Genomic DNA, 22510 nt, shown 5'->3' on the forward strand with positions numbered 1-22510 from the left:
TCAAAGATTATTTGACATAATCTTTCTTTAGTGAATGTTAACGTTATTCCAACGAAGATACTTAGTAATTCTAATATCTTACCTCAAAAGTGCGATTCAACTTAGTATATGTATCGGCCTTTCACCACCGCCGATTCGCTGAAATTCTGATAAGTTTACTTTCTTTTGATAGGTTATGTATTTAATCTAATTGTTTGATGAATAGGTTACCATTGGTTGCTGCCATAATGGCTTTAATTGAGTGAAGGCGATTCTCACCTTGGTCGAATTGTTTAGCATAGTCTGAGCGGAAGACCTCATCAGTCACTTCCATCTCTGTAATATTATATTTGCTTGCAATCTCTTGACCTATATTAGTCAAAGTATCATGGTAAGCAGGTAGACAATGTAGGAAGATAGCATCTTCATTGGCTAAATCAAATAATTCTTGAGTCACTTGATAAGGCATTAACTGCTTTATGCGCTGATCGAATAATGCTTCTTCTCCCATTGAGACCCAGACGTCGGTGTAGATAGCATCTGCGTTTGTGACTGCTTGCTTGATGTCTTCTGTCAGAGTGATGGTTGCACCTGATTTCTTAGCGTAGGACTGAGCCAATTCAACTAGGTCTGAATCAGGGAATAATTCCTTAGGACTAGCTACTGTATAATTGACACCTAAGATGGCACTTGTAATCATCAAGCTGTTGGCAACATTATTACGCCCATCACCACAATAGACTAAGTTAAGTCCAGACAGACGATTGAAGTTTTCTTTCAATGTCATAAAGTCGGCAATCATTTGGGTAGGATGCCATTCATCTGTTAACCCATTCCACACGGGAACGCCAGCGTGAGTAGCCAATGCTTCCACATCCGATTGCTTATAGCCTCTAAACTGTATACCGTCGTACATACTACCTAATATTTTGGCAGTATCTTCAATGGATTCCTTTTTACCCATCTGCATATCACTCGCACCAAAGTAATCCGCCGTTGCGCCAAGATCGCTGGCAGCAACTGAGAAGGCTGCACGTGTTCTTGTTGATGTTTTCTCAAAGATTAAACAAATGGACTGACCTTTAAGGTATTCGTGGGGGATACGTTGTTTTTTTAATTGTTTAAGATGAATGGCAAAGTCAATTAAGTAATTGAGTTCGTTTTGTGTAAAATCTATTTCTTTAGTAAAACTTCTTCCTTGAAACATAGTATCGATCCTTTCTAAGGGTGAATTAAGCGACAAAAAAAGCCCGCCTCTAATTATTAGAGGCGGACGAATCCACGGTACCACTCTAATGACGTCATAAACTTCTAGACATCACTCAAAGTGTTAACGCGACTAGCGTCTTGAACTACTCATTTCATTCAAGAGTCCAAACAATGCGGTTCACAAACTCATTAAGGTAGATCTTTCAGCTAGCGTCTACTCTCTGTTCATAAATAAGTGTGCTACTCTTTGTTTCATTGACTTTTATATTTTCAATTATATTAAAGAATAAAGATTTAAAAGTCAACCTTTAAATTAAAATAAGATTATTTTTCAGATAATTCCTCATCTATATTTAATGTTAAGCGGGCACATAAATGCTAGAGTGTCTTGATTTTGAAAGGCTTATTACGTGAAAAATTTAGAATAATGAAGCATTAAATTCGAAGAGCCCTAATTTTTACAGTTGCTTAATAAAAAATATAGTATATAATGTAGCTTAATAAGTATCCTTTAATTGGCGTCCTGTGAGACGAAGAAGGTAAGTACAGTCGGAAACTCTTTATTTAGAGACCTCTTCTTTCGCATGCCCGCGGTTAAGGAGAGGTCTTTTCTTTATCAAGGAGGTAAACAATGGAAAAAGTTGTAATGAATGAGATGGAAATGAAACGTGCTCTGACCCGGCTAGCTTATGAAATTATTGAACATCACAAAGGTATTGAAGATATTGTCCTTATGGGGATTGCGACGCGCGGTGCACCTCTGGCTGAGCGCCTAGGTAAAAAAATTGCTGAGATCGAAGGACCCGTGCTAGTTGAGTCAATGAATATCGAAGCCTACCGCGATGATATGAAGTATACCGACCAGAGACCAGAAAATTCTAGTGATCTATCAGGTAAAAAAGTCATCTTAGTTGATGATGTGCTCTATACAGGCAGATCCATTCGTGCGGCAATGGATGCCTGTATGGATCGAGGACGCCCTGCCGAAATATCTTTGGCTATATTAGTAGACCGAGGACACCGTGAATTACCAATTCGCCCAGACTATGTTGGGAAAAATATTCCTACTTCTAAACAAGAACGTGTGCGAGTTCAAATCAAAGAAATAGATGGCAAGGATGCTGTCACACTATCATAAATTATTAATCAGTTTTTGACTTTAAATAGATCCGAGAGATCATAAGCGAAACTATCCTTATTTAGGTGCGTTTAGTCTCGAAGATTAAAGGCGCTTTTTTGTTAGGAGGAAGATGATTGTGAGAAATTTTTTATCTGTAGAGCAATTTGATAATGAAGGGTTACTGAATTTATTGAAGACTGCTATCGACTTTAAGGAAGGTCGTAGAACTTATCAGAGTGATGCAACAGTGGTGAATATGTTTTTTGAGAATAGTACCCGGACTAAGCATAGTTTTGAGGTGGCTGAGCATAAGTTAGGCATGCATCAAATTAATTTTGATGTCGGAAGTTCGTCAGTCAATAAAGGTGAGAGTTTATATGATTCTGTTCTAACTATGCAAGCGATAGGGGTAGATGTAGCTGTCATTCGCCACCCAGATCGAAATTATATGGACCAACTTATGAACTTAAAGATTCAAATTATTAATGCGGGTAGTGGTAACGGACAGCATCCGTCGCAATCTTTATTAGATATTATGACTATTTATGAAGAGTTTGGTGATTTTAAAGGGTTAAAAGTTGCGATAATTGGAGATATAGTTCATTCACGCGTTGCCATGAGTAATATGACATTGCTTAATCAGTTAGGGGCTGACGTTATCTTTGCTGGGCCGAATGATTACTTTGACATAAGCTTTGAGCAGTACGGAGCGTTTAAAACAGTGGATGAAGCAGTAGCGGAGGCAGATGTGGTGATGATGCTTCGTGTTCAATTGGAGCGCCATGGATCAGAGGATATGCATTACGTAAAAGAAGACTATCATGCGATGTATGGATTAACTCGTCAACGTCACCGAACAATGAAGGATACAGCCATTATTATGCATCCAGCACCAGTGAACCGTGATGTTGAGTTGGCGGATGAATTAGTGGAATGTGCACAAAGTCGAATTGTTACTCAAATGTCCAACGGGGTCTATGCACGTATGGCAATTCTAGAGTGGGTCTTAAAAGGGAGAGTAGAATGAAACTAATATTAAAGAATGGTCAAAGAGTGGTAAAAGATAATGAATTAGAGTCCATTGATATCGCGATTGAAGATGGAGTGATTGTTGAATTAGGGCATGACTTAGATGGTGAGCGAGTGATCGATTTAAAAGGAAAACTCATCACACATGGTTTAGTTGATATTCACGTTCACTTTAGAGAACCTGGCTTCACTGATAAAGAGACTATCTTAAGTGGATCCAAAGCCTCAGCTCGTGGCGGTGTTACAACAGTTTGCGCGATGCCTAACACCAATCCTGTTCCAGATACACCTGAGAAGTTCCAGGCTATTCAAGATATTATCGAGCGTGATTCAGTTGTTAAGACTTTTCAATATGCGCCGATTACTGAAGAATTACGAACAGATAAATTAGTTGATATGGTAGCCATGGATTCCTTCGCATTCACTAATGATGGCGTGGGCGTTCAAACAGCTGGGATTATGTATGAAGCGATGAAGTTAGCTGCGAGTCTTGATAAACCCATCGTCGCCCACACTGAAGACGAGAGTCTACTTTACGGAGGGGTCATGCATAATGGTATTCGCAATAAAGAATTGGGTTTGCCAGGGATTATGGGGATTGTTGAAAGCAGCCAGATTGCTCGTGACATTCTCATCGCTAAAGAAACTGGCGTCCATTATCATGTTTGTCACGTCTCTTCGAAAGAATCCGTCGATGCCATTCGAGAAGGTAAGCGACAAGGAGTAAATGTTACTGCAGAGGTGACACCACATCATCTAATTCTTAATGAGATGGATATACCAAGTGATGATGCTATCTTCAAGATGAATCCACCATTACGTGGCAAAGAAGATCAACGCGCACTAATTGAAGGACTAGCTGATGGAACGATCGACTTTATTGCGACTGACCATGCGCCCCATACTATGGAAGAAAAGTCTGGTGGATTTATTGATGCTCCATTTGGAATAGTGGGTATCGAGACGTCCTTTGCTTTAATGTATACTCACTTTGTTGAAAAGAATTTGATGACTTTAGAATTTCTAATTGATCGCATGAGTCACCTGCCAGCCCGACTCTTTAACTTACCTATGGGTGAATTGAAAGCGGGTGGTGTTGCAGATATTGCTGTTTTTGATTTAGAAAAAGAGTATGTAATTAACTCGGATGATTATTTATCTAAAGCTGCTAATACGCCTTTTAATGGCTATAAAGTCAAAGGTATGTGTGCTTTAACTCTAGTTGATGGTGAGATAGTGTATAACGCACTTGAAATTTAAGGAGAGAATATAATGAACAGACTAAAAGTAAATCTTCCAGGTATTGAATTGAAGAACCCTATTATGCCAGCTTCAGGTTGCTTTGGTTTCGGTGAAAGTTACGCAAAACACTATGACCTAGGTTTATTAGGTGCCTTAATTACTAAAAGTACAACGCTTGAAGAACGTGTGGGTAATCCTGCACCACAATATGTGCATAGAGAAAGAGATGTATTGAATTCCGTAGGATTAAAGAATCCAGGCGTAGAAGCCGTTCTATCTGAGAAATTGCCTTACCTTGAAGGCTTTGATGTACCAATCATTGCGAGTGTCGCAGGGTCTACCGAAGAAGATTACATCGAAATGTGCCGTCAGATTTCTACAGCACCCAATGTCAAAGCAATTGAATTAAATATCTCCTGCCCGAATGTTAAAGAAGGTGGTGTAGCTTTTGGTACGAATCCAGAAGTGGCCGCTCGCTTAACTAAAGCTTGTAAAGCTGTGACCAGTCTACCTATCTATGTGAAGCTAACGCCCAACGTAACAGATATTGTAGAAATTGCCCAAGCGGTAGAGGCAGCGGGAGCCGACGCCATCTCAATGATTAATACGATAACAAGTATGGCCTTTGACTTAACGACTGGCCAGCCTATCTTAGGTGGGATCACAGGGGGGTTATCAGGTATCGCACTCAAACACGTTGCCCTAAGAATGGTCTATCAAGTTGCGAATGCCGTGACTATACCGATTATTGGTATTGGCGGCATCAAGACGGTTGATGACGTGTTAGAAATGTATATGGCGGGTGCCACAGCCGTTCAAATAGGAACAGAGAACTACAATAATCCGATGGTTTGTCCAGAAATTATTCATGACTTACCAGCAAGAATGGATGAATTGGGGATTGAGTCAATTCAAGCTCTTATTGATCAAGTTAAAAGTAACCGCGCTTCTAATAAATAGAAAAAATAAACATTTGAGTGAATTCAAGCAAAATGACATCGCCGTTTGTCTTTAGTTGCCCAAACTCAAGCCAAATGACAACGCCGTTTGTCTTTAGTTGCCCGAACTCAAGCCAAATGGAATCGCCGTTTGTCTTTAGTTGCCCAAACTCAAGCCAAATGAAACCACCGTTTGTCTTTAGTTGATCGAACTCAGGACAAATGGAACTGCGGTTCGTCCTTAGTTGAACGAACTCAAGCCGAATGAAACTGCCGTTTGTCCTTAGTTGTCCGAACTCAGGACAAATGGAACTGCGGTTCGTCCTTAGTTGGTCGAACTCAGGACAAATGGAACTGCGGTTCGTCTTTAGTTGGTCGAACTCAAGCCAAATGAAACCGCCGTTTGTCCTTAGTTGTCCGAACTCAGGACAAATGGAACTGCGGTTCGTCCTTAGTTGCCCAAACTCAAGCCAAATGAAACCACCGTTTGTCTTTAGTTGCCCAAACTCAAGCCAAATGACATCGCCGTTTGTCTTTAGTTGATTGAACTCAGGACAAATGGAACTGCGGTTCGTCCTTAGTTGATTGAACTCAGGACAAATGACATCGCCGTTTGTCTTTAGTTGCCCAAACTCAAGCTAAATGAAATCGCCGTTTGTCTTTAGTTGCGCAAACTCAAGCCAAATGGAATCGCCGTTTGTCTAAAGTTAAGGCGAAATCACATATCCCACTGGAAATTTTTCATGTCCACATGTGTTGGTTTTTTAAATTCAACGCCTTCATCAAGTAACAAGTCCTTTTGGTTAGGGAAAGTTGGGGCGAGTCTCCCCGCATGATTCACCACACGATGGCAAGGGTAAGCGACGTAGTAACTAGCCTGGCTGAGTACTTTTCCGACGAGGCGAGCGTTTTTTGGGCGGTCAATGAGTTTAGCAATTTGTCCGTACGAAGCGACTTTTCCTTTAGGAATCTCGTCAACGACGGAAAGTATTTCATAGATTAAGTCTTCTGATAATTTTGCGACCATGAAAAGCCCTACGATCTTACATTTTATATATAATATACCATAGAGGGCATTTGGTATTCGCTACTGACTAAGTTATAATTAGAGGACAAGATTTGAAGCAGTTATTATAGAGGGCCAACGAAAGGGTGATGACATGATTGAATTAGCTAAGAAAAATGGCATCCAATTAAAAGAGGAAACCTTACAAGACGTAAATATTGGCTTAGATTTTAAAGTTGTGATCGCAGAAGATATCAATGGGCAAGAGTGGATATTACGCGTGCCAAGACGAAGGGACGTTTTTCTAAAAGCGCAAGCCGAAAAGAAAATATTAGAACTCGTCAATGAAAATACAAAGTCGATCCAAGTCCCAAATTGGGAGGTTTTTACTGAAGAATTAATTGCCTATAAGTCACTGGAAGGGCAGCCGGCTGTCACGACTGATTCGGTAACTCAAGAGACAAGTTGGGTTTTTGATGTGAATCAAGTACCAGCTGAATTTACAAAGAGTCTAGCTAAAGTAATGGTAGAAATTCACAGCATTTCCAAAGAAAAAGTGGTAGAAGCGGGCTTGCGAGTAGACTCAAAAGATCAGTTACAGGAGCTGATGCGCGAGAGGATAAATCGGGTCAAAGAAAACTACGTGGTTCACGAATCACTATTGAATCGGTGGGAAGCTTGGTTAAGTCAAGACGACTTGTGGCCAAAAGAGACGGGCTTTATTCACGGCGATTTATATCCTGGCCATATTCTAATTGATTCAAATTCAAACGTCATAGGAATTATCGATTGGACCGAAGCGAAGCATACGGATATATCCAATGATTTTACAGCACATTATTTATTGTTTGGTGAAGCTGAATTGGAAAATTTAATTCAGGAATATAAGGCAGCGGGCGGATATACTTGGCCAAAGATGAAAGAACATATTATTGAGCTTTTGTCGACGCAAGCCATTACGATTGCGGAGTTTGCGGAAACTTCTGGAAGTGAAGATTATAATAAAGCAGCTCAAGATATGTTGAGTCAAGGCTAAGTTACAATAGAAAGAGTGAATAAATGCAAGAGTATATTAGAATGATAGAGATGATCGTCATCTTATTTATTGGTTTAATGAATGTGTACACGTGTCATCTTTACTACCGTGATAAACAATATTCACGAACTGGGCAATACCGAATTTCAGAAAGAAAATTACTACAAGCGAGTTTTCTGTTTGGAGGTCTAGGTGCTTTCTTAGGCATGCGTTTCTTTAGACATAAGACGAAGCATCGTAAGTTTCAATTTTGGATTCCAATTACTGCAGTGTTCACTGTAGGAGTGTGGGCTTGGCTCGTTTCGGAAGTACTACAGTCTATATAAGTATGTACAAAAAACGCCTTTCTTTCAGTTACAAGCACTGAAAGAAAGGCGTTTATATTTATTATTAAGATTCTGTATCTGTTGAATCTAGACCCATTTGTTGTTTAAGGCGAGATAATTCATCTTCAACAGCAGCGGAAGTATTTGAAGCGTATTTTTCTTCTAAAGCTTTGGCTTCGTCAATCGGTTCCGTATTTAATTCTGACATAGCATTTGCTTCGTCTAGCATACGGTTTGCTTTATCTTCCATTCTTTCGAAGTTTCCAATTGCATTCTCAGATTGAGTGATGTTACCAGTTGCGTCATTAATTGTTTTTTGAGTATTTGCCACTGACATTTTACCTTTAATCATCGCACGACGTTGTTTTAATGTGTCGATATCTTTAGCAAGCTTGTCATGCATTTGACGCATTTTAACGGCATTTTCATGAGCTGCAGCGTAAGCTGTTGCGTAACCGGCACCGATATTTTCAACTTCTTGTTTTTTAGTTAAGAAGATACGTGCGTCAGCTTCGTTGTTAGCTTCTAAAGCTTTCTTAGCTAATTCTTCGAATTTCTTCACTTCTGCTTCGTTCTCATCGACTTTACGTTTGCTGCGAGTTTCTTCAGCCATCACACTTGCGGTACTTTCTTTTACTTCAGCTAAGTCTTCTAACATATCACGTAAGTATTGGTCGATCATTTTCTCAGGATCTTCCATGCGGTCAATAATTGAGTTGATATTTGCACTGATAATGTCTTTAAATCTATTTAGTATAGCCATAATGTAATTCCTCCAAATTATATATTATTTGTCTTCGTATTTTTTTGCTAAATCGTCTGCTTCAGAACTTTTTCCGAAAGTGTCAATCGGTTTACTCAACATATCTTCGGTACGTTTGGCTTCAATCGCTTCTTGTTGCTTACGTTTACGCCACCATAAGAATAGGATTCCAACGAGAATCACGCCACCTATTACTAGTAGTACAGGTATCCAAGGTGAGGTTGTTACGTCCATAATTCGATCAGCTGCATCTCGGAATGATTTACTAAAGAACTCAGAAGTGTTGAGATTCATGTCATAGTAATATCGATCAATGTAATCTAATAATATGTCTGCTGCTTCTCTATCAATCACTTGGTCAGCTTGGGAACCCGTAACATAATAGGTTGTGTAATTACTTGGTGTTCCTTCATAAAACATTAACAATAAGTGAGCTTCATCGGTGAATAATTCATCGTAAAGTTTATTGGCATATTCCTCTACTTCCGACATTGATGCATTGTTTGAACCATTAATTTCAGTTGTAATATAGACGTGAGGTTGCACACCTGTTTTTTCATAGAAATGACGTAATCCATCATTCATAACAGTTTGGTTTTCAACCCAGTTAGCGTCATCGGTGTAATAATCCGTTTCATTGACTGAACCTGCTGGTAGTGGCTCACGTTCAACGGTTGAGCGCGTTACAGAAGTTTCAGAGCTGGATGAATTATTATTCGAACTCCCACCCATACCACCAAATATCATTGGTAATATGAACATGATGATTACACCAATAATAACTATTGAGATGAGTGTGCTTGAACAGCCACCGCCACCTCCGCCTCTATAAGGTCCTCCACCAAAGGAGCTTCTTCTGCGACGAGAACCCCATGAGTTAAAGATTGGTCCGGTTCGAATGACTGGACGAGAATTGTAACCTCCGCCGCCCCAAGAACCGCCACCACCCCAAGAGCCTCCGCCACGACTACCACCGAATGATCCGCCACCGCGTCCACCAGAACTACTGCGACCACCGCCACCACGAGACCCACCAAAGCCACCGCTGCGACCACCGCCGCCACCTCCGCGGCCTCCTCCTCTTGCCATAGACATCCCTCTCTTCCATTATTTCCATCATCGTTGTCTTGATTTAAATATATCATAAAGCGCTATCATCAATCAATTTTGAACTCCTTTTACAAAGAAATTGTCACAATGTTTGACCATCCAATCAGTTAAATATAAAATGAATAAGAATAAATAAAGTATACGAGGAGAATGACAGTGAAATTAATTTCATGGAATATCGATTCACTTAACGCAGCTTTAACAAGTGACTCAGCGAGAGCAGAATTATCAAGAGCTGTACTAAAGACAATTAAAGATGAAGATCCAGATGTAATAGCGATTCAAGAAACTAAATTATCAAGTAAAGGGCCAACTAAAAAGCATTTAGAAATCTTGCAAGAAGACGTGCCAGATTACACCATCGCTTGGAATAGTTCAAAAGAACCGGCCCGTAAAAGTTATGCAGGGACAATGTTCTTATTCAAAAACTACCTTTCACCTAATGTTACATATCCAGAAATTGGTGCACCAAGTACCATGGATGCGGAGGGGCGTATTATTACACTTGAATTTGATGATTTCTTTATTACACAAGTTTATACACCGAATGCTGGTTCGGGCTTAGTTCGTTTAGAAGAGCGTCAACAATGGGATATTAAGTATGCGGATTACTTAGCGAGCCTTGATAAAGAGAAACCTGTCATAGCAACAGGTGACTATAACGTCGCTCACAAAGAAATTGACTTGAAGAATCCTAAGAGTAACCGTCGATCAGCTGGCTTTACGGACGAAGAGCGTGAAGGGTTCACAAATCTATTAGCTCGCGGTTTTACAGATACATTCCGTTATATTCACGGAGATGTGGAAGGCGTTTATTCATGGTGGAATCAACGCGCGAAGACTAGTAAAATCAACAACTCAGGGTGGAGAATTGACTACTGGTTAGTAAGTAACCGAATTGCGGATAAAGTTCAAAAATCTGAAATGATTGATTCAGGAACTCGTCAAGACCACACGCCAACCTTGTTGGAAATTGATATTTAAAATGTATTATAATGACACATCAGTTTGTTTTATATTGGCTGGTGTGTTTTATTTTAAAAGCCTATTGAAAAAAGGTTGTCTTAATGAGAAAATTTGAGATAATAGATGAGTAATCTTAATTAAGGAGCTTAAATTAATGAAATTTAAAACAAAATGGCGATATTTTTTAATGACAATGGTTGTCTGGTTAACTTTACCCGTTAAAACCATTGGAGCGATTGAGTTGATTGATACCGAACTCATTGAACCATTTAAATCTGATTTAACAGTAGAAGAATTAGTTGAAGCCTTGCCAGAGGATGCGTCTTTAGACGATCCAGCACTCATGCTGATCAACCGAGAAAACCGTTTGGAAGCAGATTTAGACATGGAATTTGCTTGGACAGGGACGGGGCACGCCTACAATGCGAATATTTTCGAAGAGTTTAATGCTTTAATTACTGCAGCAGAACAAGCTGGATACTACTTTGAAACTGTCTCTGCTCACCGGACAATTGCCTATCAAGCGATGAACTTTGATAGTCGTTATAATATGTATATTGCGGATGGTTATAGTGATGCGGATGCCTTTTATATGACGGACATGTTTGTTGCCCCAGCAGATGCGACTGAACATTCGACTGGATTGGCTTTTGATTTACTTGGAACGGATTGGCAAGAATACGGACGTGATTTACACCAAGCTTACGGCCAATACGGTTCTGCGATTTGGTTAGCTGAGAACGGTCATGATTATGGGTTTATCTTACGCTACTTAGAAGGCAAAACACATATCACTGGTTACGAATACGAACCTTGGCATATTCGATATGTAGGAAAAGACCACGCGACATTTATGTATGAACATGGTTTGACTCTTGAAGAGTACTTAGCTTTAATCAATTTAAGAGATACAGCTGAGGAATGATTATTTTCAATAAAAAATAAGGAGGTGCAGAATGGAAAACGTACCTAATTGCCCACAATGTCAGTCGGAATACACGTATGAAGATGGTGCATTATTCGTCTGTCCGGAATGTGCTTACGAATGGACTGCAAGTGAACAAGCAGACATCGAGGCTAGCGAAACAATTACAGATTCGAATGGGAATGAGCTTGCGGACGGTGACACAGTTATCGTTGTCAAAGATTTGAAAGTAAAAGGCTTCAAATCAGCGATTAAGCAAGGAACGAAAGTAAAAAATATTAAGTTAATTATTGATCCAGCCGATGGACATGACATTGATTGTAAGATCGACGGTTTCGGAGCGATGAAGTTAAAGTCTGAATTCGTTAAAAAAGCATAAAGTTAAGCTTTACCTCACTGTTTAAAGTGGGATATTTATTTAACAAAAAATAATGAGGTGAGCAAGTTGTTAAAGAAAATATTATTATTCGTTTCCGTGTTTTTATTGGCGGCGTGTAGCACATCTGAAGAATCTGTGCCAGTTATGGAAGAAGAAAAGACGACTCAAAGTGAGTCTGTTGAGAGTGAGACAGAGGAGTCTGTGACAGAAGAATTATCAAAAGACTATAGTCAATTCACCTCTATAGAAGAATTATTGACTGCAACAATCCAAGAATTCGGTTTGAATCCAGAGGCCGTTTCAGTTGCGTATTATAATTACCAGACTGATACGGATTTTTTCTATAATGAGCGGTCACCAATGCTTGTTGGAAGTGTGACGAAAGTAGGTGTCGCTAGACTTTACGCTGATTTAATTGCCGATGGTGTGATGTCTTTTGAGACAGAGTTACCTTATAGTGACGCTTTGTTCGAGGAGGGTGCCGGTCCAGTGACGAATGGTGAGAAAAAGGCGTCTTATCCTTTATATGAGTTGTTTTACAATTCATTAGCTCTGTCAGATAACACCGCTTTTAATATGCTTTTCTCTTATTACCAGCAAATTTATGGAAATGTGCAAGAGTCACTTTTAAATTTAAGCGGACTGTCGTTTGATCAAGCTGAGTATACAACGAATAATATGGCTGACGCCCAGATGATTTTGAATATTTTACTTCCCGTCGCCACTGAAGATAAATACAGTTATATTTTAACGTCACTTAGCGGGAACACCGAGGCAGAATATTTTAAAAAATACGTCCAAGAAGGTATGTTCACAAAATACGGTAGTATCGGCGGGTCTCTTCACGACTCTGGTATTTATATGGAGGACGGCGAACCGGTCTATGCTTTAGTTGTCTTAACGAATGGCCAAGGAAATGTAGATGAATTTCTAGCGACGATGAACCTTAGAATGAATGAATGGGGCAAATTCCAACAACAAAACACCCAAACAGATTAGAATTATGTTAGAATACTATTAAAACTTTTAAAGCTGAGGGGGATTGTGTTTTGGATAAAGTTAAATTAATTGTCGCAATGTTAATCGTAGGGTCAATCGGGATTTTTGTTCATTTTATTCCGCTGCCATCTGCTGTGATTGCGATGTTTAGAGCTGTTATTGGAACGCTTTTCCTCCTCGGTGTCATGATTTTTAAGCAAACTAACATCGATTGGGCTGTCGTTAAGAAAAATGCGAAATACTTAATTCTTTCTGGAACCGCGATTGGTTTTAATTGGATTTTCCTATTTGAAGCGTATCAATATACAAGTGTGGCCGTTGCAACTTTGTGCTATTATATGGCACCAGCCTTTGTGGTATTGCTAGCACCTTTCGTTTTAAATGAAAAAATGACGATTTATAATCTCATGAGCACAGTTGCTGCCTTGTTCGGAGCGGTCTTGATTTCAGGTGTGTTTGGTGGGGTGCAAGTTAACTTAATCGGCGTCGGATATGGAATCGGTGCAGCAGTTCTGTATGCGTGGATTATGATTTTAAATAAAAAGACTAAAGGCTTACCAGGTTTAGAACTGACCTTCTTCCAATTGTTAGTTTCAGCAGTGGTGATGGTTCCATATGTGTTCCTGACCGAGGATTTAAGTAGGTTGAGCTTTACACCTTCAGTGCTTGGCCTATTACTGATTGTCGGAGTTATTCACACAGGCTGGGTTTACCAACTCTTCTTTGAAGCTTTGAATAAATTACCAGCTCAGACGTCCTCACTCTTGAGCTACATTGATCCAGTTACAGCTATTATCCTATCGGCAGTATTGCTACACCAACCTTTAAGCACGATACAAATTGTTGGGACGCTGTTTATTCTAGGCTCGGCGGTCATGAATGAAGTGTTTAATTATAGAAAGCGGTCTGAAGTCGTATTATAGAAGATGGTTAACACTATTCTTGAATGGATAGTGTTTTTTTGATGCTTAAGGTGCGTCGTGAATTGGCACGACACTCTGTATTTTCGTTTGCGGTTCATCGTGTTGACTCACGACACCCCGTATTTTCGTTTGCGGTTCATCGTGCCGACTCACGACGCCCCGTATTTTCATTTGCGGTACGTCGTGCCGACTCACGACGCCCCGTATCCTCATTTTCGGTTCATCGAGCTGGCTCACGACGCCCCGCAAAGTCAAAATATCACTCGATTCACCAGTTTCAACTACTGACTATTCTTACAATAAAAACTAGTATTATTTAAGTTGGCAATTAAATGATACATGGGAAACACAATATATAAAGAATTTTAGAGTTTACAAATGCAGCGGGTACACTAATACATAATGATGAAGATAATGAATAAATCCATAAAAATAACCGAGTCAGTCACTTTATAATGTGATCTGACTCAGTTATTATTCGTTATATATTATAGTGATTTAACAGCGTCATTCACGGCTTTGTCGCCAGCTAACACTTCAAATTCTTTCTTAATTGTGTTGTCGTTTTCTAATACGGCAACTAGTGTGCGAGCAACATCTTCACGTGGAATCTCATTGATTTCAAAGTCTGTTCCTACTTTAATGTTTCCAGTACCGCTTTCGTCTACAAGAATACCTGGGTGAACGATAGTCCAGTCTAATTCTGTACGGTTTTTCAACCATTCATCTGCATAGTTCTTAGTGATGGTGTATACTTGCAGGGAATTTTCTTTTTCCATTTCTTCGCGTCCAGTACGGAATGTGCTGACCATTACGAAGCGTTTAACACCAGCTTGTTCGGCAGCTGTCATTACTTTGATTGCGCCGTCTAAGTCGATTTTCACTGTCTTGTCTAAGCCTTTTCCTCCAGCACCTGCACTGAATATTACTGCGTCCATGCCTTTAGCGGCTTCGGCTAATTCGTCGATTGAGTTCTTAGCTAAGTCGAGTAACACTGTTTCAATGCCTCGTTCTTCAAAGAAACTTTCTTGTTCAGCCTTACGTATCATGGCTGTTTCTTGAATGTTTTCATGGTCTTTAACTATTTCAGCAAAATGTCTAGCGACTTTACCATTTGCTCCTACTACTAATACTTTCATTAAAAAACTCCTTTCAAAAGCTTTTAACCTAATGTATCTTCTACCTAATCTTAACAACAACGCTTTTTGTTTACAAAGAATTGGATTGTGAGGGGGAGTTGGTTTGAGCTGATTGCAGAGAGAATGATTCGGTGACCGTAGTGGAACGCCTTCAGCTAATCACTTCGGCTAAAGCCTTGTGATTAAGCTTCCGTCTCGCTCTGCTACTGAATCCATACGTCGCTACCGCTCCTATGGCTTCATGTGCGCACAGTCGTCCTAATACTACGGTACCTCATCATTCTCTCTTTCATCAGCTAACTAAATTATATTATTTTAACATTAAGCTAAAGCTATATATGAATTGATATTGAAGTGACAGAGGAAATTCATGTGCCATGCAAAAGGACGATCTACCGCATTAGATTCTGTGCGAACGTTAGTGAGCTACAGAAGCAATAAGTAGGCGAGTCGGAAGCTCATTTGTATAAATACGATAGTGTTTATACAAAAAGCTACAGACGTTCCCATGGCTACAATGAATTTCCACTGGAACGAAAATATCGATGAATCACCTCATGTTCTAAATAATTCAGTTGTATGTTAAACTATTTAAGGATAAAAAATGATTTTAGAAGAAAGGGCGTATTTTGTGCAGTTAGAAGCATCATTACAGGAGCATTTTGGGTATTCTTCCTTTCGCCCTGGGCAAAAAGAAATAATAAACACAATATTATCTGGACAAGACACATTAGGGATTCTGCCAACCGGGGGAGGTAAGTCAGTTTGTTACCAGCTCCCGGCTTTAATGTTGCCTGGCTTAACCGTAGTAATATCACCATTGATTTCCTTGATGAAAGATCAAGTGGATACGTTGACACAACTAGGAGTACAAGCAGCTTATTTGAACTCGACTATCAGTAGTGAAGAGTTCCAAGATATAATACAACAACTGCGCCAAAGAACATTGAAGATGTTATATGTGGCACCTGAACGGTTAGAGAATCCGAGTTTTCAGGAATTCTTAAGCAAACAAAATATCTCACTATTGGCTGTGGATGAGGCGCACTGTGTGTCTCAATGGGGCTTTGATTTCAGACCAAGCTACCGAAACATTACACAATTTATTAACCAATTGCCTCAAAGACCGAAGATGGCAGCCTTCACCGCAACAGCAACGAAACGTGTTCAAGACGATATTGTGGCTCAATTAGAATTAGAAGATCCAGGCGTCTTCATTAATTCCTTTGACCGACCAAATATTAAATTTTCAGTCGTCGAACCTAATAATCGCTTAGCGACTTTGCATAGTTTAATTAATCACGACGAGGCGATTATTATTTATGCCAGCACGCGTAAACAAGTCGACAAGTTGCATATAGAATTAAAGCAAGAAGGCTATGCCGTGAATAAATATCACGCGGGGATGGAACACGACCAAAGACAACAATCTCAGTCTGAGTTTATTAATGATGAGTGTAATATTATTGTTGCTACAAATGCTTTTGGAATGGGAATTGATAAGACGGACGTTCGGAAAGTGATTCATTTTAACTTGCCGAAAGATTTAGAAAGTTATTATCAAGAAGCAGGTCGTGCGGGACGAGACTCATTAGATGCGGAAGCGATTCTTTTATATCACTCACAAGATATTATGACCAATAAGTTCTTAATTGCGCAAAGTAATGATGAATTAGCTCACCGCCGATTAGAAATGATGATAAAATACGCAAGTTTCACGGGTTGCTTACGGAATTTTATCTTAAGATATTTTGGCGAATTCCCTAATGAACCGTGTGGAAATTGTTCAAACTGTATGGGTGAAATGCGTCAAATCGATGTGACAAAAGAAGCTCAGATGATCTTATCGTGTATGCTTCGAATGAAGCACCAATTTGGGATGACGATGATTATTGATGTTCTGCGTGGAAGTCAGAATCAACGAGTCTTAGATAATCGCTTTGACGAGCTATCGACTTACGGCATTATGAAGACTTATTCCGTTCAACAAATTCGCGATATCATCTCAGCCTTATTGGCGTATCAATATATCAGCGTAACGGAACATCGCGGTTTATATGCGACTGAAGCGTCTAAGATGCTTTTGATGGGTCAAACGTCTTTAACGATTAAAGAACGTAAATACTTGAAAGCTTCAACGAGCCGCAGACGAACAGTATCTAAAAATGTTAACCCGGATCTGTATGAACAATTACGTCAAGTTCGGGCACAATTGGCCAAAGAAGAGGGGATGCCGGCTTATATTATCTTCTCTAATAAATCCTTGGAAGATATGGCGAGTCGTATGCCGAATACTTATGAAGAATTCCTTGATGTTGAAGGGGTTGGATCGGTTAAAGCAGAGAAGTATGCGGGCTATTTCTTACCTGCGATTCAAGAATATTCTTCTTCGAATCCGAATACGACAGTCGAAGCCGAACCACACCGTGAAAGTGTTGATCTACAAAGTAGTGGTGGACAATCAAGTTATTATATTAGTGCTCAGTATGCAGAACGTGGCCTGACGCCATTGGAGATTGCGATTGAACGTAATATGACTGAAGCCACTATCTTGTCGCATCTGACACAAGCTGCGGAGCAAGGGGATTTAGAAGTGTTTGACGCGGATGTGTCATCATATATTAAGAACCAAATCAAGCAAGCGATTCGAAAAGTTGGGACCGACTCACTGAAAGCGATTAAAGAAGCTTTGCCTGAAAAGATTAGTTATGATGATATAAAATACGTCCTGATTGATTATTTAGTAAATAATATTTAATAAAAAGCATGCATCTAAGGATCAGTCGTTAATTTTTATAGATACAAAGAGTCTGTAGGTCGTATTGAAACATGAATACTATTAAAACGTTGAATCATATTATTGTGAGATGGCTTACCAAGTGCCGGCGTTGTTGCATATCAAAATACTCATTTGTTGAAGCACGTCGAACCAGGAAAGTCAGTCCAAGTTATCGGTGCGGGTGCTCACACAAGGGCCAATATTATCTAAACTTTGGAACCGAAAAATTCAACCAGTTATTGATCGTGTGATACCATTTGAGGAAGTCAATGATGACTTGAAAGCTTTAGAAGGCGGGCAAGTCTTAGGAAAGATTGTTGTGAAAATGAATTAACAAAAAAAGAGGCATAAGCCTCTTTTTTAATTATTCGGAATTACCGCAAAAACTTCAGCTGGGAAACCAGGTGAGTCTTTAATATGTGGAACAGCAACAAAGATAATGCTACCGACGGCAGGGACTTGATCAAGATTAGCTAGTAATTCTACTTGGTATTTATCTTCGGCCAACCAATAGTATTGTGCATCTAAGAAGCCTTGTTCAGCTGCGTCGACACCACTATCCGTGTTTAATGTCTCATGTCCGATGGCAGTGACTCTACGTGTGCGACTTAAGAATTCTAAAGCCGGAATTGACCATCCAGGTGTATGCTCTACACCTTCTTTGTCTTTATTGACAAAAGCATCAGGGTCATCAAAGCGTTTATACCAACCACTTGAGAAAGCTACAAAGCTGCCTTCAGGAATTTGACCGTATGTTTCTTCAAAGTCTTTAATGTCTTCGACAGTCACTGCGTACCCTGGATCGTCTTTAACTTTGTCTTCTAGATGAATGACATAAAGAGGTAAGACACGTTCATTTTGTGGGATGTCTTGTAGTGTTCTTTTTCCTTCAGCAAAATGACTTGGCGCGTCAATATGAGTTCCATGAGAAGAACCGATAGTATACTCAAGTGAGTGCACGCGGTCTTGTTCCATTTTTGAAATTTGTTTCTCTTGAAGTGGATTAAATGTATGATAAATTGGAATTTGATCATTCACTTCATGAGTTAGGTTCACCCATTTGTAACCTTTTAAATCTTGTAGTAATTGATATAATGCATGCATTTGTTTCACTCCTGTAAATGTTATTTACCTAATTTTAGTTATTAACTAAGATAAAAGCAACGCAAACCACTATTGTAGAGAATTTTAAGAAGGGAGGGACTTTATATGTCCTATGTAAAAGTTGAAATATTTATACCAGCAGAAAATACTGATGATTTAATCGCTGCCTTGAATGAGGCAGAACTTTTGAAAGCCGGTAATTACGATTATTGTTATTCAACCATGCCTGTAAAAGGCCACTTTAGACCACTAGATGGGGCGAATCCATTTATAGGTGAGGTTGGCGAGATTGAAGAAGTGGATGAGTTGAAAGTTGAGTTCAGAATAAAAGCAGCAGATAGAAAACTTGCCGAGGCGATTATCTTTGAGAAACATCCATATGAAACGCCGGTAGTTAACTTTATTGGGTTGGTTTAAAGGATATTAAGAATATATTCGCGTTTCCTGTCCCTGAAAAAATCACTAGGACACGAAAAAGCTCAACAACTTGGAACAATCTCCAAAATTGCTGAGCTTTTTTTATTTCATTATTTAAATACGTAATCTAATACTTCCACCGCTTGGTCCAATGTCTCGACTGTCACATTCGCTTTATTTGATAACTCTTTGAGAGCATGAATTAATTCAGTTGGACGTACGATAATCAGTGGCTTGTTGTGGTTGATGGCAGTTGTTGCGTCCATTGCTGTATTCCATTGACGATATTGGTCGCCGAACAGTGCAATAACAAGATCCGCTTTATTCATCAATATTTGAGTGCGGAAATTATTAATATCAGAAGCAGCATCGTCACGATAGTAGTTATTAGGTTGTTCACCTAAAATTTTCTCACCAATAGCATCTGAAGCATCGTGGTTTGTTTGTGGAGCCACGAAGTCGATATCTAACCCATTTGCAGCAACTTTCTCTTTTAATTCTTCGCGCCAATTATCATGAATTTGACCCGCTAAATAAACAGTTAATTTCATATATAAAACCTCCATTTAATTCTATCATATCGAAATAAAGTGAGGGTTACTAATAATATACTCAGTTAAGTGTTTAAAATAAGTGAACGATTGCATTTGCTATGGAATAGTGATTTAGTACAGGAAAAAAGCAATCATTTTCATAAAAATGATTGACAACAAAAGGTTGGGACTGATATGATAAAGATATTAAGTTTCTAAATAAGAAAGAGGGATTAGGTTGTCCGAAGTTGGTAAAAAACCATATGGTACTGTTTTAATAAAAGCTGATCAAATACTTGGGGTACTGTCACAATCAGGCGAACCCTTAACAATGAATGATATATCGAAGCATGCGGATATCACGTTATCAACGACTTCCAAAATATTAGACACACTAATATTACTTGGTTATGTGCGCCGTGACGAGACAACGAAACGCTATGCTTTAGGAGCAACGCTACTTCAGTTAGCGAATGCTGCCTTCATGCATTTTGACATTGTTAGAGAATCACATCCAGCTTTAAAGCATTTATATGAGCAATTTGGCGAAACGGTTCACTTAGGACTTTTTCGAGACAATCAAATCTTGTATATTAATAAAATTACGAATCCAAGTAGCAAACACCAAACGCTCTCAAGGATTGGTAATACACAACCTTTATACTGTTCAGCTATGGGGAAGGCGACTTTGGCTACATTCGATAAGACAGTTCAAAATCAATATTTTGATTCTGCTATCTTAACGCCACGAACACCTTATACATTAACTGATCCAGCTGATTTAATGGAGCAAGTGGAAGAGTCTGAAAAAAATGGCTATGCTATTGATGATCGTGAATCAGAGGAAGATGTCTTTTGTGTAGGTGCAGCGATTGTGAATCCGATTGACCGCAATCATTATGCGTTCAGTATTAGTATTCCTTATTATCGTCTGACTGATCAGTTGAAGGAAGATATGATTGCAGCTGTGATGAAGACTAAAACAATTATTGAGTTCCAATTAGACTCTTACACCGATTAAATAAAGATAGAAACTGTACAGAACATGTACAGTTTTTTTGTGTTGTAATTTCCCATATAGAAAGCACAAGCAAATTAATGGTAATCTCGACTCTTTTTTTATAAAATATTATCCAGACTAATCTGTTTATTGAAGAGCAATTTATTTAAAAAATAAAGTTACTTTCATATTAACATAGCTAAGATATAATAAATAAAAAGTGATAGGGGATGAGATATGGTGAGTCGCAGAGAAAATATTAGTTCGATTTTATTTGGCTGCTTTTTAGTTATTTTTGGACTTGCGCTTGTATTTTTTAGAGCTTCATTTGTGCTCCTATTGGCTGAAATTATTCAATTCATTTTAATTGTCATAGGTCTTTGGAAATTATTCTATACCTTAGTACTCAAACGAGGAGAAGATGAGATTCTACCTAGGCTAATTGCATTAGGAAAGGCATTGTTGTATGTAATCTTCGGTTTAATTTTGGCTGATCGAGTTGAATTTACAACCGGATGGCTAATCTTCTTTATTGGTTTGTATCAGTTTGCGGTCGGTATTATTGGTTTCACTTCCTATATTTTATTAGCGCGAGATAAAGTGAGAAATATAAAGAGTCAATTATTTATTTCATTGATCCATTTTTTATTTGGCGTCACGAGTATGTTTGGTTCGGAGCGTATTACGAACACATTATTTCGACTTGGAGTCTACTTAGTGTTTATCGGTTTTACTTATGTTAATGACGGAAGGCAATTAATTACACGGAATGAAAAAGCCAGGAAACTAAGAAATCGGATACGGATACCTTTACCAGTCTTTATTGATGCGATTATTCCGAATAATGTGTTGATTAAATTTAATGAAATGTTGGTAGGTAATGAAGATACGGTTTCGGAAAGATTTTCTAATAATCTGCCAGCTAAAAATTACGATGAAGATTCAATTGTCCATATTTTAATTCATGTTGGAAAGACTGGCTTTGATAAGATAGGACACGTGGACGTCAGTTATAAAGGAAAAGTGTACTCATACGGAAATCATGATATTGAAGCTCACATAGCTGCAGGGGCAATAGGGGACGGCGTTCTCGTCGTTGCGGATGAGAAACCTTACTTGGATTTTCTAAAAACGAGAGGAACGAGTGTGTTTCGCTTTGGAATTGGACTGAGAGATAAAGAGTTAGAAGAGTTAAAATACGAGCTCGAGCATATTCTAAAAGATGTGACGCCTTGGAAGGCAACGACTGAAAAACAAAAGAAAAGTTATATCGGCAAAGTACTTGAAGCGACGAAAGGGCAAGCCTTTAAATTTAAACGCGGACGTTATAAAACTTATTTTGTTTTAGGAACCAATTGCGTGTTGCTGGCAGATGAATTACTTGGAAATAATGGAATTAATCTGATTAATGTCACAGGAATTTTAGCTCCAGGAACTTACTATGACTACTTTAATAAGCTTTTCCATACATACGGCTCGAATGTCATTTCGAAAATGTTAGTCCATCCGCAATTTCAAGAACCATTGGTTGAGGTTAAACCGGTTACAAAAATAAAAAAACGCACTTAGAAAAGTGAGGGGTACTCCA

23 protein-coding genes and 2 other annotated features (1 of these 25 running past the window's edge) are annotated in these 22510 nt (G+C 39.0%); of the genes, 16 read left to right on the forward strand and 7 right to left on the reverse strand.

Going from position 1 to position 22510, the window contains the following annotated elements; all coding sequences use genetic code 11:
- Positions 1 to 179, reverse strand: a binding site (T-box leader) (it extends 36 nt beyond the left edge of the window).
- A gap of 2 nt (positions 180 to 181) precedes the next feature.
- Positions 182 to 1186, reverse strand: coding sequence for an ornithine carbamoyltransferase (gene argF / locus FEZ33_RS04275; protein ID WP_138404166.1), 1005 nt, complete (start codon positions 1184 to 1186; stop codon positions 182 to 184).
- 55 nt (positions 1187 to 1241) lie between these two features.
- Positions 1242 to 1453 (reverse strand) — a binding site (T-box leader).
- Between the two features lie 366 nt (positions 1454 to 1819).
- Here argF and pyrR point away from each other — a divergent pair.
- From pyrR to FEZ33_RS04295, 4 genes are all read left to right on the forward strand, one after another.
- Complete coding sequence (gene pyrR, locus FEZ33_RS04280) at positions 1820 to 2326, forward strand: bifunctional pyr operon transcriptional regulator/uracil phosphoribosyltransferase PyrR (protein ID WP_138404167.1); 507 nt, start codon at positions 1820 to 1822, stop codon at positions 2324 to 2326.
- 112 nt (positions 2327 to 2438) lie between these two features.
- Positions 2439 to 3335, forward strand: a complete 897-nt coding sequence (locus FEZ33_RS04285) for an aspartate carbamoyltransferase catalytic subunit (protein ID WP_138404168.1) — start codon at positions 2439 to 2441, stop codon at positions 3333 to 3335.
- Positions 3332 to 4597 (forward strand): dihydroorotase, encoded by a 1266-nt coding sequence (pyrC, locus tag FEZ33_RS04290; RefSeq protein WP_138404169.1) that lies wholly within the window; start codon positions 3332 to 3334, stop codon positions 4595 to 4597. Before FEZ33_RS04285 ends, pyrC begins: the two co-directional genes overlap by 4 nt.
- A gap of 12 nt (positions 4598 to 4609) precedes the next feature.
- Positions 4610 to 5539 carry a dihydroorotate dehydrogenase gene (locus FEZ33_RS04295; RefSeq protein ID WP_138404170.1) on the forward strand — a complete coding sequence of 310 codons (930 nt, stop codon included), beginning with the start codon at positions 4610 to 4612 and terminating at the stop codon, positions 5537 to 5539.
- A gap of 696 nt (positions 5540 to 6235) precedes the next feature.
- Here FEZ33_RS04295 and FEZ33_RS04300 read toward each other — a convergent pair.
- A complete protein-coding gene (locus tag FEZ33_RS04300; protein ID WP_138404171.1) occupies positions 6236 to 6544 on the reverse strand; it encodes an MGMT family protein in 309 nt (102 codons plus the stop codon).
- Positions 6545 to 6677: 133 nt separating this feature from the next.
- Between FEZ33_RS04300 and FEZ33_RS04305 the strand changes: the two genes are divergently transcribed.
- Both FEZ33_RS04305 and FEZ33_RS04310 read left to right on the forward strand, forming a co-directional pair.
- Positions 6678 to 7559, forward strand: a complete 882-nt coding sequence (locus FEZ33_RS04305; protein ID WP_138404172.1) for a macrolide 2'-phosphotransferase — start codon at positions 6678 to 6680, stop codon at positions 7557 to 7559.
- A 41-nt stretch (positions 7560 to 7600) separates the two neighbouring features.
- Positions 7601 to 7885, forward strand: coding sequence for a DUF1294 domain-containing protein (locus FEZ33_RS04310; protein ID WP_171031278.1), 285 nt, complete (start codon positions 7601 to 7603; stop codon positions 7883 to 7885).
- Between the two features lie 64 nt (positions 7886 to 7949).
- On the opposite strand, the gene FEZ33_RS04315 is transcribed toward FEZ33_RS04310, so the two are convergent.
- Both FEZ33_RS04315 and FEZ33_RS04320 read right to left on the reverse strand, forming a co-directional pair.
- Complete coding sequence (locus FEZ33_RS04315) at positions 7950 to 8648, reverse strand: PspA/IM30 family protein (RefSeq protein WP_138404174.1); 699 nt, start codon at positions 8646 to 8648, stop codon at positions 7950 to 7952.
- A 24-nt stretch (positions 8649 to 8672) separates the two neighbouring features.
- Complete coding sequence (locus tag FEZ33_RS04320; protein ID WP_212746666.1) at positions 8673 to 9737, reverse strand: hypothetical protein; 1065 nt, start codon at positions 9735 to 9737, stop codon at positions 8673 to 8675.
- 177 nt (positions 9738 to 9914) lie between these two features.
- On the opposite strand from FEZ33_RS04320, the gene FEZ33_RS04330 reads away from it, so the two are divergent.
- The 5 genes from FEZ33_RS04330 to FEZ33_RS04350 all read left to right on the forward strand — a co-directional run bounded on the left by FEZ33_RS04330 (position 9915) and on the right by FEZ33_RS04350 (position 13950).
- Positions 9915 to 10742, forward strand: a complete 828-nt coding sequence (locus FEZ33_RS04330) for an exodeoxyribonuclease III (protein WP_138404176.1) — start codon at positions 9915 to 9917, stop codon at positions 10740 to 10742.
- A gap of 136 nt (positions 10743 to 10878) precedes the next feature.
- Positions 10879 to 11649 carry a M15 family metallopeptidase gene (locus FEZ33_RS04335; protein ID WP_138404177.1) on the forward strand — a complete coding sequence of 257 codons (771 nt, stop codon included), beginning with the start codon at positions 10879 to 10881 and terminating at the stop codon, positions 11647 to 11649.
- A 31-nt stretch (positions 11650 to 11680) separates the two neighbouring features.
- A complete protein-coding gene (locus tag FEZ33_RS04340) occupies positions 11681 to 12028 on the forward strand; it encodes a zinc ribbon domain-containing protein YjdM (RefSeq protein ID WP_138404178.1) in 348 nt (115 codons plus the stop codon).
- A gap of 66 nt (positions 12029 to 12094) precedes the next feature.
- Positions 12095 to 13027, forward strand: a complete 933-nt coding sequence (locus FEZ33_RS04345; protein WP_138404179.1) for a serine hydrolase — start codon at positions 12095 to 12097, stop codon at positions 13025 to 13027.
- A gap of 50 nt (positions 13028 to 13077) precedes the next feature.
- Positions 13078 to 13950, forward strand: a complete 873-nt coding sequence (locus tag FEZ33_RS04350) for a DMT family transporter (RefSeq protein WP_212746665.1) — start codon at positions 13078 to 13080, stop codon at positions 13948 to 13950.
- Positions 13951 to 14438: 488 nt separating this feature from the next.
- On the opposite strand, the gene FEZ33_RS04355 is transcribed toward FEZ33_RS04350, so the two are convergent.
- Complete coding sequence (locus tag FEZ33_RS04355) at positions 14439 to 15089, reverse strand: SDR family oxidoreductase (RefSeq protein WP_138404180.1); 651 nt, start codon at positions 15087 to 15089, stop codon at positions 14439 to 14441.
- Positions 15090 to 15693: 604 nt separating this feature from the next.
- Here FEZ33_RS04355 and recQ point away from each other — a divergent pair.
- Together recQ and FEZ33_RS04365 are read left to right on the forward strand one after the other, a co-directional pair.
- A complete protein-coding gene (gene recQ, locus FEZ33_RS04360; protein WP_171031279.1) occupies positions 15694 to 17847 on the forward strand; it encodes a DNA helicase RecQ in 2154 nt (717 codons plus the stop codon).
- Between the two features lie 196 nt (positions 17848 to 18043).
- Positions 18044 to 18202: a zinc-binding dehydrogenase gene (locus FEZ33_RS04365; protein WP_138404181.1), complete on the forward strand. Its 159-nt coding sequence runs from the start codon at positions 18044 to 18046 to the stop codon at positions 18200 to 18202.
- 26 nt (positions 18203 to 18228) lie between these two features.
- On the opposite strand, the gene FEZ33_RS04370 is transcribed toward FEZ33_RS04365, so the two are convergent.
- Positions 18229 to 18972, reverse strand: coding sequence for a cyclase family protein (locus tag FEZ33_RS04370; protein ID WP_138404182.1), 744 nt, complete (start codon positions 18970 to 18972; stop codon positions 18229 to 18231).
- Between the two features lie 105 nt (positions 18973 to 19077).
- On the opposite strand from FEZ33_RS04370, the gene FEZ33_RS04375 reads away from it, so the two are divergent.
- Positions 19078 to 19389: a YqfO family protein gene (locus FEZ33_RS04375; RefSeq protein WP_138404183.1), complete on the forward strand. Its 312-nt coding sequence runs from the start codon at positions 19078 to 19080 to the stop codon at positions 19387 to 19389.
- A 110-nt stretch (positions 19390 to 19499) separates the two neighbouring features.
- Here the strand turns inward: FEZ33_RS04375 and FEZ33_RS04380 are convergent, their stop codons facing one another.
- Complete coding sequence (locus tag FEZ33_RS04380; protein WP_138404184.1) at positions 19500 to 19940, reverse strand: YtoQ family protein; 441 nt, start codon at positions 19938 to 19940, stop codon at positions 19500 to 19502.
- A 220-nt stretch (positions 19941 to 20160) separates the two neighbouring features.
- Between FEZ33_RS04380 and FEZ33_RS04385 the strand changes: the two genes are divergently transcribed.
- The gene (locus FEZ33_RS04385) at positions 20161 to 20943 is read left to right on the forward strand and encodes an IclR family transcriptional regulator (protein ID WP_138404185.1); all 783 of its coding nucleotides are present in this window, start codon (positions 20161 to 20163) and stop codon (positions 20941 to 20943) included.
- A gap of 318 nt (positions 20944 to 21261) precedes the next feature.
- A complete protein-coding gene (locus FEZ33_RS04390; RefSeq protein ID WP_171031280.1) occupies positions 21262 to 22491 on the forward strand; it encodes a hypothetical protein in 1230 nt (409 codons plus the stop codon).
- Positions 22492 to 22510 lie beyond the last annotated feature (19 nt).

The organism is Ruoffia tabacinasalis (assembly GCF_005864045.1).
In the GTDB taxonomy this organism is placed as follows: Bacteria; Bacillota; Bacilli; order Lactobacillales; family Aerococcaceae; genus Ruoffia; species Ruoffia tabacinasalis.